The organism is Granulosicoccus antarcticus IMCC3135 (assembly GCF_002215215.1).
Taxonomy (GTDB): Bacteria; Pseudomonadota; Gammaproteobacteria; order Granulosicoccales; family Granulosicoccaceae; genus Granulosicoccus; species Granulosicoccus antarcticus.
In genome coordinates, this window is the sequence record NZ_CP018632.1 from 2,516,239 (window position 1) to 2,527,782 (window position 11,544).

Here is an 11,544-nt window from a genome sequence, read left to right on the forward strand (position 1 = left end):
CCATGCGATCACTTCTTATCGCCAATCGTGGCGAAATAGCCTGCCGTATCATTCGCACTGCGAAACGTCGAGGACTGCGTACCATTGCGGTCTATTCGGACGTTGATGCCGGTGCTCAGCATGTGCTGCAGGCCGATGTGGCTGTTTGTATCGGTGCCGCAGCGGCAGCCAGTAGCTATCTTGATATCTCTCGCATCATCGCTGCCGCCAAGGCGACTTCGGCGGATGCCATTCATCCCGGATATGGATTCTTGTCAGAAAACCCGGCGCTGGTGGATGCCTGTGTCGAGGCCGGAATTATTTTCGTCGGCCCTGACAGCCAGGCGATGCGGGCCATGGGCCTGAAGGATGCAGCCAAGCGGCTGATGCAGGAGGCTGGTGTGCCTGTTGTGCCCGGCTATCACGGCGAGTCTCAGGAGGACGGATTGCTGTTGCATGAGGCGCAGTCAATCGGTTATCCGGTTCTGATCAAGGCTCGGGCCGGTGGGGGCGGCAAAGGCATGCGGCGTGTCAATGCGCCCGAGGATTTCCCTGCTGCGCTCGCTGCCGCCCAGCGTGAGGCACAGGCCAGTTTTGGTGACGCCCACGTGCTGATAGAAAAATACGTTGCCGCACCCAGACATATTGAAGTTCAGGTGTTTGGTGATTCTCATGGCAATGTTGTGCATTTGTTTGAACGAGATTGCTCGTTGCAGCGCAGGCATCAGAAAGTGATCGAAGAGGCGCCGGCGCCTGGTATGAGTACGGCTGTGCGTGCGGCCATGACGGATGCTGCGGTAAAGGCGGCTCGAGCCATCAACTATCAAGGGGCCGGGACAGTCGAGTTCATTGTGGATGGCAGTCAGGGTCTGCGTCCGGATGGTTTCTGGTTCATGGAAATGAATACGCGCTTGCAGGTGGAGCACCCCGTGACGGAGGCCATAACCGGTGTCGATCTGGTGGATTGGCAATTGCGAGTAGCCGCTGGTGAAGCGTTGCCGTTACAACAATCTGAGTTGCAGATAAATGGACACGCTGTTGAAGCCAGGCTATATGCCGAAAACCCTGCAACCGGTTTTTTGCCGGCCGTGGGTGAGCTGGCTCGATTTCAGCTATCGGACATCGGTCGCACCGATAGTGGTGTGGTTGAAGGTGATGTTGTCCTTCCCTATTACGACCCTTTGCTGGCTAAATTGATCACGCATGCTGACAGTCGAACCACAGCCTTCAATGCTCTGGCCCGACAGTTGGCGGATTCTGTTGTTCTGGGGGCTGTGACCAACAGAGAGTTTCTCTGGCAGTTGGTCAGTCACCCGCAGGTGCTTGACGGTCACTTTGACACTTCTTTCATCGAGAGCCACCTGGCGGATCTTTTGTACAGCGAGCAGTCATATGGCTTGCTTGCTGTGGCAGCTGCCAGTCTTGTGGCGGCAATGGGCGAGGTTGCACCCATTGCAGACAGTGGCTCCGTGGCTCGCAAGCTGGGATCCTGGCAGATTTGGGGTGCAGCGCGACGACAGGTTCGCATCGAGCTGCCCGAGGGTTTTCTGAGTGGCGCCCCGGACAGTTTTCTGACAGTCGAATTGCAGGCGCTTGCCGGTTTGCACGGTAGTGATGGTTGGTGTGTGCGTTGCCCGGAGCTGGAAGGTTTTCCGGAATCTGGAATCACGGTCATGCCCGCCGGTGCTGGTCGTATTCGTGTCGATGAGTGCGATTACCGACTGGACCTGCACCGTCAGGGCGCTGAGCTATCTGTGCAGCTAGGGCCATGCGCGGCACAGTTCACAGTGGTAGTGCCTGGGCTTGCCGGTGCATCTGGACCTGCGGGCGACACCATCACCTCTCCCATGCCGGGTCGAGTGGTCGGTGTCAATTGTGTGTCAGGAGAGGTTGTCAAGGCGGGACAGTCGCTCATCATTGTGGAGGCCATGAAAATGGAGCAAGAGTTATGCTGCGAACGTGATGGTGTCGTTGATACAATTTCTGTGAGAGTGGATCAACAGGTGGCGCAGGGTATGGAGCTTTTGCGGTTAAAGCCTGTGGATGCTTGATTTCAGACGCTTTGGGCTGTCTGATTGTCAAGTGGGTGGTCGGTAAATGTGTGCAGATTAACGCTATCTGATGCTCGCTGGGCATCACCCTTGCAGCAAGGATTGTTGTTGTGAAGGTTTAAACGGTGGCGAGGTTCAGATCGTGCTGTTATAATCCGTGCAATTGCTGACAGCGAACTCCCTGCGTGGATACTTCTGTATCCATCACTAGTAGCGTTGTCCCAGCCGGCTGTGAAGTGTTTCAGTCGAGTTAGTCATCTCCAAGTTTGATATAGGGGCTCCCAAGGGAGCCTTTTTCATTGGTCAGGTTTCAGAAGTCAATCGGATTCAAGGCATGCAACGAGCCAGTACACAAGTAGTGAACGTGATCGAACCGGTCGTTACCGGGCTCGGTTACGAGCTTGTGGGCGCGGAATTCGGGCAGGCCGAAAACGGCACTACCCTGCGCATCTACATAGACAAGCCTGAGGGTATCCTCATGGAAGACTGTGCAGCAGTCAGTCGGCAGCTCAATGCCGTGCTGGATGTTGAAGACACCATCAAAAGTGCCTACTTATTGGAAGTGTCGTCACCCGGAGTCGACAGGCCTCTGTTTACAGAGCCTCAGTTTGCTGCGCAGATCGGCCAGGAAGTCAAAGTGAAGTTGACTGATGCCGTAGGTGGCAGACGTAATTTCAAAGGACCACTGATTGCTGTCAAAGATGGTCTGGCAACTGTGGAAGTAGATGGGATCGACTACGATCTGGCTATTTCCGATATTGAACAAGCTCATATCAAGGGGCGTCTGACGTGATGATTGCGCAGGCGAACACGAATTTTCCAATTGATAGTGTGAACGTTAATCAGGAACGCATTTGTGTGTTCTTCCGTATTGAGGCTCAGTTGAAATGAGTAAAGACATCCTGCTCGTCGTTGATGCGGTGTCCAACGAGAAAGGCGTTGACGAGGGCATCATATTTGAAGCACTCGAAGCGGCTCTGGCATCTGCCACTCGTAAGCGCCACGGTGGTGATATCGAAGTTCGTGTAGCCATTGATCGAGAGACTGGCGACTACACAACCTATCGTTGTTGGGAAATTGTGGCAGATGATGCCCAAATGGAATTTCCTCTGCGCCAGATTACAATTTCCGCTGCTCAGTATGATGCGCCGGAACTGGAGCTGGGCGGATTTGTTGAAGAAGAGATTGACTCGGTAGATTTTGGTCGGATAGCCGCCCAGACAGCCAAGCAGGTTATCGTGCAGAAGGTTCGCGAAGCTGAGCGTGAGCGTGTGGTTGACGCCTACCGAAGCCGTGTTGGCGAGCTGGTCATGGGTATTGTCAAGCGTCTTGAGCGCGGCGGTGTCTATCTGGACTTGGGAAGTAACGCGGAAGCCTATATATCCCGCGAAGACATGATCCCGCGAGAGGCCGTTCGTCCGGGTGATCGATTGCGCGGTTATTTGCGTGAAGTGCGTAGCGAGCCCAGAGGGCCGCAATTGTTCGTCACACGTACAGCACCAGAATTTCTGATCGAGCTGTTCAAGCTTGAAGTGCCGGAAGTCGGACAGGGTGTTATCGTTATCAACGGTGCTGCCAGAGATCCCAGTGCACGGGCCAAGATTGCCGTGTCATCGCTGGATCCACGTCTGGATCCCGTTGGTGCATGTGTTGGTATGCGTGGTTCGCGTGTTCAGACAGTCTCCAACGAGCTGGCTGGAGAGCGTATTGATATTATTTTGTACAACGAAAATCCGGCGCAGTTTGTTATCAACGCCATGTCGCCTGCTGAAGTCAAGGGCATAGTGGTTGACGAAGACAAGCGCAGCATGGATATCGCTGTAGAAAACGACAAGTTGTCTCTGGCCATCGGTCGGGGCGGGCAGAACGTACGCCTGGCTTCTGAGTTGACGGGTTGGAATCTGAACGTCATGGATGAGTCCGCGGCGGAAGAAAAGAGCGAAGAAGAATCGAAAGTCACATTGCAGATATTTGTCGACCAGTTGGACGTTGATGAAGAAGTTGCTTTGATCCTGGTTCAGGAAGGCTTTACCACCGTAGAAGAGGTAGCCTATGTACCTCGGGACGAACTCCTTGATATTGAAGAGTTTGAAGAGGACATCGTTGACGAGCTGAGAAGTCGCGCTCAGGATGCGCTTCTGACCAGGGCTATTGCTACTGAAGAGAAGCTGGGAGGCAATACGCCGACTGCTGAACTGATTGCGATGGCAGGTATGAGTGAAGAGCTGGCGTTGGAAATGGCAGCTCATGAAATATTGACAATAGATGATCTGGCCGATCAGTCGGTCGATGATCTGATGGTTGTGCAGGGAATGGACGAAGAACTTGCAGCAACCTTGATCATGAAAGCACGTGAGAGCTGGTTTGCCGATGCCGAGACTGAATAGGTAACTGGTAGACGCAGACAGGTAGCACCTTCCGGGCGACCGGTCGTACGGGAACATACAAGAGAAGCTATGGCTGAAGTTACAGTAAAACAGCTCGCGCAAGTCGTTGGTACGCCAGTGGACAAGTTGCTTGTGCAACTTGGTGATGCGGGCATCGCCAAGACGAGCGACACCGACATGATCTCCGATTCGGAGAAACTGACCCTGCTCACTCATTTACGTGAGTCGCGCGGGCAGGGTGCCGCTGGGGGTGCAAGTAAGAGGATTTCCCTCAAGCGCAAGCGCGTCAGTGAGCTGCAAACGGATGCTTCTGGCCGCAAGAAGGTCAATGTTGAAGTGCGGGCGCGACGGACCTATGTGAACCCTGAGACGGGTGAAGCTGTTGCAGGTGAGGCATCTGAAGCGGCTGAAGTGCCGGCTGGCGAAGCGAGCGTGTCCGATGCGGTGGCTAGTGCAGAGTCGGTCAGTGTGACGACAGATGACAGTACAGTTGATGCTGGCAGCACTACAAGCTCGGAAGAGATCGTGGCAGAAGCTCCGGCAGCTGCCGCACCACCGGTGAAAGTCGTCAGTGCAGCAGATGCAGCAGCAGCGGCAGAACAGGTGGCAGCGCAAGTTGCGGCTCAGGCATTGCAGGCAAGCAAGCGGGAAGCTGCGGCTGCCGAAAGTGCTGCCAAGGTGTCGGCGGCAGATGCCGCTGTTGAAGCAGCACGCCAGGCCGAAGCTCAGGCAATGGCTGCAGTAGCTGCTGCTACGGCAGAGGCTGCCAAGGTGCCAGAAGCAGCGGCACCTGAAGCGCCCAAGGCTCCTGTGAAAGAACAGAGTCCGGCAGAAAAAGCCAAAATGATCCGCGAGGCTGAGAAGCGCCTGGTGGCTGAAACTGCAGCACGTGCTGCAGCTGAGCGAATGGCTGAGAAGCAGGTTGCTGCACAGCGTCGCCAGGAATCTGATGACAACGCCAAGCGTGAGAAAGAGCGTCGTGAGCAGGAGCGAGTCGCTGCTGAACTACAACGACGTGCTGCAATGGAAGCTCAACAGGCTGCCAGTAGCAATGATCGTGGTGGTGCTCGTAGCCCTGACAAGCCGAAAGGTAAAGGTCGCGGCAAAGGTGCCGGTGGCGGCGGTGGTGGAGACAACCGTTTTGGTGGTCGCAACCAGCTGCATGTTGCCAAAGGCAAAGGTGGTCGGCGCAAGGGTGGCGGTAAGGCTCGTCGTGCGCAGGGTAATGTTGAAGCCAAGCATGGCTTTGAGAGACCAACAGCTCCAGTCATACGTGATGTAGAAGTTCCAGAAACCATTACGGTTGCTGAACTTGCCAACAAGATGGCAGTGAAGGCGGCTGAAGTCATCAAGGCGATGATGACCATGGGCGTCATGGCAACCATCAACCAGCTCCTGGATCAAGACACCGCGATTCTGGTCGTGGAAGAAATGGGCCACAAAGCCATTCCAATGGGTGCGGATGATGTTGAAGCTGCACTGGCAGCGCTGGTTGCAGGAGATCGTGAGGGTGATGCGGTACCAAGACCGCCAGTTGTCGCTGTCATGGGTCATGTCGATCACGGTAAGACCTCACTGCTGGATTACATCCGACGTGCACGAGTAGCCTCTGGCGAAGCCGGTGGTATCACGCAGCATATCGGTGCCTACCAGACAGAAACCGAGAATGGTGTCATCACCTTCCTCGATACACCGGGACACGCGGCATTTACATCCATGCGTGCACGAGGTGCTCAGGCAACGGATATCGTTGTTCTGGTTGTCGCTGCTGATGATGGCGTCATGCCTCAGACTGTTGAAGGTATTCAGCACGCCCGGGCAGCCGGAGTGCCGTTGATCATCGCGGTCAACAAGATGGATAAGGAAGGCGCTGATCCTGAGCGTGTTCGCAATGAGTTGTCACAGCACGAAGTCATCTCAGAGGAATGGGGTGGGGACACGCAGTTTGTTCCATTGTCAGCCCTGACCGGTGAAGGCGTCGATCAATTGCTGGAAGCATTGATTCTGCAGGCAGAATTTCTTGAGCTGAATGCCGTACCTGAAGGTAATGCTTCCGGTGTCGTCATCGAGGCATCATTGGACAAGGGTAAAGGCCCTGTCGCCACCATCCTGGTTCAGGAAGGTACGCTCAAGCGTGGTGATAGCTTTATCTGCGGTCAGGAAACCGGTCGTGTACGAGCCATGTTTGATGAAAATGGCAAATCGGTTGACGAAGCAGGCCCATCTACACCAGTACAGGTGCTGGGACTGTCTGCAACTCCAAACGCCGGCGATGAAATGCTGGTGGCAGCTGATGAGAAGAGTGCGCGTGAACTGGCAGAACTTCGTTACGGTAAGCACCGTGATGCAAGACTGGCAGAGCGTCGTCCGGCTCGAATGGAAGACGTGTTCTCACAAATCAAGGGTGTTACACCGGTTGTCAACTTCGTTGTCAAGGCCGATGTGAAAGGCAGCTTTGAAGCCATTCGTGAATCACTCGAGAGATTGAGTACCGATGAGGTAGAAGTCCGAATCGTCGGTGGTGGTGTCGGTGGTATCAACGAGTCTGATGCAAATCTTGCATCCGCCTCTGGTGCGATTCTGGTGGGCTTCAACGTCCGTGCAGATACGGCAGCTCGTCGATTGGTGCAGGAACAGGAAACTGATCTTCGCTACTACAGTGTCATCTACGAACTAATCGATCTGGCCAAGCAGTTGGCTGGTGGTCTGTTGGCTCCGGAAGTACGCGAGCGCATCATTGGTAACGCCAAGGTGGGTGAAGTGTTCACATCACCGAAGTTTGGTCTTATCGCCGGTTGTATGGTTGTTGACGGTGTGGTGCGTAAAGACGAGCCCATTCGTGTTCTACGGGAAAACGTGGTTATCTACGAAGGCGAGTTGGAATCATTGCGTCGCTTCAAGGATGACGTCAAGGAAGTCCGTATGGGTACCGAGTGTGGTATCGGTGTCAAGAACTACACTGATGTCAAACCGGGCGACATAATCGAAGTGTTCGAGCGTACTGAGGTAGCACGTACACTGTGACCAGCGATTACCCACGAAGTCACCGAGTGGCGGATTTCATCCAGCGAGAAATCGCTGGATTGATCCGCACAGAGGTTAAAGACCCGCGAGTCTCACCGATGCTGACGATTGCATCGGTAGAGGTCTCGCGCGATCTGTCGGTTGCGAAGATCTATTTCTCCCTGTTCGATCCGGAAGAACGCAAGGAAACTCAGGATGCGCTGGAACGTGCCTCCGGTTTCCTGAGACGGAAGCTGGCCAGACAGATGAATACGCGTTCTGTACCTATTCTGCGTTTCTACTATGACGACTCTGCCGAGCGCGGTGCGCATATGTCGGCAATAATCGCCGATGCAGTCGCCAGTAATACAACAGACGATGAACAACCGTCAGAAGATGATGATGTAGCCGGTAAGGCAGCCTCTTCAGACTGAGAGCCAGACGTGACAGGTGGGCACAGCCGTGGACACAGTCGTGGACAGTGCTCATGGCAGTGCCCGCCTTGTCAGTTTTCTCGCTTTCCTTCCCCCCCCCCCCATTTTTCTAGTGAGTTTCCATTGTGAGTCGTCGAAATCGCAAGGGCCGTGCGGTTCACGGCATCCTATTGCTGGACAAGCCTGCCGGTGGCAGCTCGAACCATGCATTGCAACGAGCCAAGCGGGTATTCGGAGCGAAGAAGGCAGGTCATACCGGCAGTCTCGATCCGTTGGCAACCGGCATGCTCCCCATCTGTTTCGGGGAAGCAACCAAGCTCAGTGCGTTTTTGCTTGATGCTGACAAGGGCTATGAGACCACTCTGCAACTGGGTGTGACAACGAATTCGGCAGATGCTGATGGTGAGGTGCTTGAGACACGCCCGGTACCCACTGAGTTGACGCTGGAATCCTTTACCGAAATCTGTAATCGTTTCAAGGGGCCTCTGCAGCAGATACCGCCAATGGTGTCCGCTATCAAGATCGATGGTCAGCGGCTGTACAAGCTGGCGCGCGAAGGCAAGGAGGTGGAGCGACCACCCAGAGCCATCACCATTCACGAGCTTGAAGTGCTTGAATTCACCGGCACCACTGCACGCCTGGCTGTTCGTTGCTCGAAGGGCACCTATATTCGATCACTGGTGACAGATATTGGTGAGGCGATTGGCTGTGGAGCTCACGTAGCGGCACTGCGACGCACTTTCGTATCACCGTTTGATGCCTCATTTCCGATGGTTACGCTTGAGACGCTTGAGCAAATGGCAAGTGCGGCTGGGACCGATGATGAAGCGAATGTCGAGCAGTTCGATGAATTGCTGTTGCCGCTGGATGCAGGTCTGGCTCATTTGCCGTCTGTTGCCATCGATGAGACAGGTGAGGCAGCCTTTCAGCGCGGGCAATCCGCTATTTGCCTCGTCAGTGATCTGACACATTCCAATCAGTCTGCACTGGATGTTGACGTGCCTTGTCGGGTTTATGACGCGGCAGGTCGACTGGTGGGACTGGGAGAGTTGACAGAATCTGGTGAACAAGTCGCACCCCGTCGAGTGCTTCAATGGGAGTGAACTGTTATAATGACGGGTTAACTGCCGTTAACTCTGTCAGTTGAACCACATCTATTTTTTAACCCGTATTTGGAAATTTATACTACATGTCTTGTCTTAGCCCAGAACGAAAGGCGGAAATCGTCAAGGAACACCAAGTTGACTCTACGGACACAGGGTCTCCAGAAGTACAAGTAGCATTGCTGTCTGCGCGAATCTCTCATCTCACAGAACATTTCAAAGAACACAAGCATGACCACCATTCACGTCGTGGTTTGCTGAGAATGGTCAATCAGCGCCGTAAGTTGCTCGATTACCTGCACCGCAAAGATGCCAGCCGCTACCAGAACCTGATCAAGCGCCTGGGTCTGCGCCGCTAAGGGCGGCTCCAAAGGAGTCCATCGCCCATCAGCTGGCAGCGACCATCTGGTGGCAGTGTAACGAGGCCTCTTCATTGAGGCCGCTTACCTTCTCAGGAACACTTTGTGACCATATATTCAAAAACTTTTCAATTCGGTAATGAGACCGTTACCTTGCAGACAGGCGAAATCGCCCGTCAGGCAAGTTGCGCAATCGTTGCCAGCATGGGCGATACCGTCGTTCTGGTAACCGCGGTTGGCCGTAAAGAGGCCAAGCCGGGTCAGAACTTTTTTCCTCTGACTATCAACTACCAGGAAAAGACTTACGCTGCGGGCAAAATCCCCGGCGGTTTTTTCAAGCGTGAAGGTCGTCCAAGTGAATCAGAAACTCTGATTTCACGACTGATCGATCGACCGCTGCGTCCATTGTTTCCAAAAGGATTCATGAACGAAGTTCAGGTCATTGCAACAGTTATGTCTCTGGATCCTGAAATCAGTGCTGACATTCCGGCTTTGCTGGGTGCTTCAGCCGCACTGGCTTGCTCAGGCATGCCATTCGCTGGCCCTATCGGTGCAGCAAAAGTCGGTTACATCGACGGCGAATATGTACTGAACCCTACGGTTTCCCAGATGGAAGAATCTCAACTGGATCTCGTGGTTGCCGGTACTGATTCAGCTGTCTTGATGGTGGAATCAGAAGCTGATCAGCTGTCTGAATCCATCATGCTGGATGCGGTCATGTTCGGACATGAGCAAATGCAGACAGCGATCACAGCAATCAACGCTCTGGCCGCTGAAGTCGATGCTCCTTCCTGGAACTGGTCTGCGCCTGAAGCAGACGCAGCTCTGGCTCAAAAAGTTGACGACGCCTCTCGGGCTGATCTGACGGCTGCCTATCAGGTTGCTGACAAGATGGCTCGTCAGGATGCTGTTTCTGCTGCGAAGGACAAGGTTGTTGCAGCGTTGGCGGCGGCTGAAGGCGAAGAAGGCTATAGCTCAAGCGATGTGAAAGCAGCGTTTGGCAAGCTGGAAAAATCCATCGTACGGACTCGCATCATTGCCGGTGAGCCGCGCATCGATGGCCGTACAACCGATACTGTTCGTCCTATCTCGGTTCACACTGGTATTTTGCCGCGTACTCACGGTTCTGCCGTGTTTACTCGTGGTGAAACTCAGGCTATTGTTGTTGCAACTCTGGGTACTACCCGTGATGCACAGATCATCGACGCGCTGAGCGGCGAGACTCGCATGGCGTTCATGCTGCACTACAACTTTCCTCCGTACTCGGTTGGTGAGACGGGTTTTGTCGGTTCTCCGAAGCGACGTGAAATCGGTCACGGCAAACTGGCCAAGCGTGGCGTTCAGGCAGTTATGCCATCTGACGAAGATTTCCCATACACCATTCGTGTTGTATCAGAGATCACTGAGTCAAACGGTTCAAGCTCCATGGCGTCTGTGTGTGGAACCAGTCTGGCGTTGATGGATGCTGGTGTTCCTTTGAAAGCTCCGGTTGCGGGTATCGCGATGGGTCTTATCAAGGAAGACAACGGCTACGCAGTTCTGTCTGACATCCTGGGTGATGAAGATCATCTTGGCGATATGGATTTCAAGGTGGCAGGTTCTGCTGGTGGTGTTACTGCATTGCAGATGGACATCAAGATCCAGGGTATCACTCGCGAAATCATGGAAAAGGCACTGGAGCAGGCTAAAGGTGGCCGTATCTGGATCCTCGGTGAGATGGCTAAAGTCCTTGACGAGCCTCGCAACGACCTGTCTGAGCATGCACCACGATTTATCACTATCAAGATCAACCCTGAGAAAATCGCAGCGGTTATTGGTAAGGGCGGAGCTGTTATCCGTGCTCTGACTGAAGAGACAGGCGCCACCATCGATATCGGTGATGACGGCATGATCAAGATCGCTTCCAGCGATCGTTCAGCCGGTGAAGAAGCTCGTCGTCGTATCGAGCTGATCACTGCTGATATCGAAGTGGGCACTATCTACGAAGGTCGTGTGCAGAAGATCATGGACTTCGGTGCATTCGTCAACATCCTGCCTGGCAAAGATGGTCTGGTTCATATCTCTCAGATCTCTGAGCAGCGTGTACAAAACGTTGCTGATGAGCTGTCTGAAGGTCAGATGGTCAAGGTCAAGGTTCTGGAAGTGGACAAGCAAGGACGTATTCGTCTGAGCATGAAAGCAGTTGAAGAAGGTGAGTCTGTCAGCGAGGGCTAAATAGCCCTGCGGCA

Annotated in this window: 8 protein-coding genes; all 8 read left to right on the top strand. The window is 54.0% G+C overall.

Annotated features, from left to right (window positions below):
- Positions 1–2 precede the first annotated feature (2 nt).
- The 8 genes from IMCC3135_RS11035 to pnp all read left to right on the top strand — a co-directional run bounded on the left by IMCC3135_RS11035 (position 3) and on the right by pnp (position 11,530).
- On the top strand, positions 3–2,030 hold the full coding sequence (locus tag IMCC3135_RS11035; protein ID WP_088917649.1) for an acetyl/propionyl/methylcrotonyl-CoA carboxylase subunit alpha: 2,028 nt from the start codon (positions 3–5) through the stop codon (positions 2,028–2,030).
- Positions 2,031–2,364: 334 nt separating this feature from the next.
- Positions 2,365–2,823, top strand: coding sequence for a ribosome maturation factor RimP (gene rimP, locus IMCC3135_RS11040; RefSeq protein ID WP_088917650.1), 459 nt, complete (start codon positions 2,365–2,367; stop codon positions 2,821–2,823).
- Between the two features lie 94 nt (positions 2,824–2,917).
- A complete protein-coding gene (gene nusA / locus IMCC3135_RS11045) occupies positions 2,918–4,417 on the top strand; it encodes a transcription termination factor NusA (protein ID WP_088917651.1) in 1,500 nt (499 codons plus the stop codon).
- Positions 4,418–4,486: 69 nt separating this feature from the next.
- Positions 4,487–7,441, top strand: a complete 2,955-nt coding sequence (infB, locus tag IMCC3135_RS11050; protein WP_088917652.1) for a translation initiation factor IF-2 — start codon at positions 4,487–4,489, stop codon at positions 7,439–7,441.
- The gene (rbfA, locus tag IMCC3135_RS11055) at positions 7,438–7,854 is read left to right on the top strand and encodes a 30S ribosome-binding factor RbfA (protein ID WP_088917653.1); all 417 of its coding nucleotides are present in this window, start codon (positions 7,438–7,440) and stop codon (positions 7,852–7,854) included. Before infB ends, rbfA begins: the two co-directional genes overlap by 4 nt.
- 125 nt (positions 7,855–7,979) lie before the next feature.
- Positions 7,980–8,957 carry a tRNA pseudouridine(55) synthase TruB gene (gene truB / locus IMCC3135_RS11060; protein WP_088917654.1) on the top strand — a complete coding sequence of 326 codons (978 nt, stop codon included), beginning with the start codon at positions 7,980–7,982 and terminating at the stop codon, positions 8,955–8,957.
- Between the two features lie 86 nt (positions 8,958–9,043).
- Positions 9,044–9,316 (top strand): 30S ribosomal protein S15, encoded by a 273-nt coding sequence (rpsO, locus tag IMCC3135_RS11065; protein WP_088917655.1) that lies wholly within the window; start codon positions 9,044–9,046, stop codon positions 9,314–9,316.
- A gap of 105 nt (positions 9,317–9,421) precedes the next feature.
- The gene (gene pnp / locus IMCC3135_RS11070; RefSeq protein WP_088917656.1) at positions 9,422–11,530 is read left to right on the top strand and encodes a polyribonucleotide nucleotidyltransferase; all 2,109 of its coding nucleotides are present in this window, start codon (positions 9,422–9,424) and stop codon (positions 11,528–11,530) included.
- Positions 11,531–11,544: the final 14 nt, after the last annotated feature.

Coding starts and splice junctions, on each gene's coding strand:
- infB (WP_088917652.1), top strand. CDS start 4,487: ATGGCTGAAGTTACAGTAAAACAGCTCGCGCAAGTCGTTGGTACGCCA.
- IMCC3135_RS11035 (WP_088917649.1), top strand. CDS start 3: ATGCGATCACTTCTTATCGCCAATCGTGGCGAAATAGCCTGCCGTATC.
- rpsO (WP_088917655.1), top strand. CDS start 9,044: ATGTCTTGTCTTAGCCCAGAACGAAAGGCGGAAATCGTCAAGGAACAC.
- nusA (WP_088917651.1), top strand. CDS start 2,918: ATGAGTAAAGACATCCTGCTCGTCGTTGATGCGGTGTCCAACGAGAAA.
- rimP (WP_088917650.1), top strand. CDS start 2,365: ATGCAACGAGCCAGTACACAAGTAGTGAACGTGATCGAACCGGTCGTT.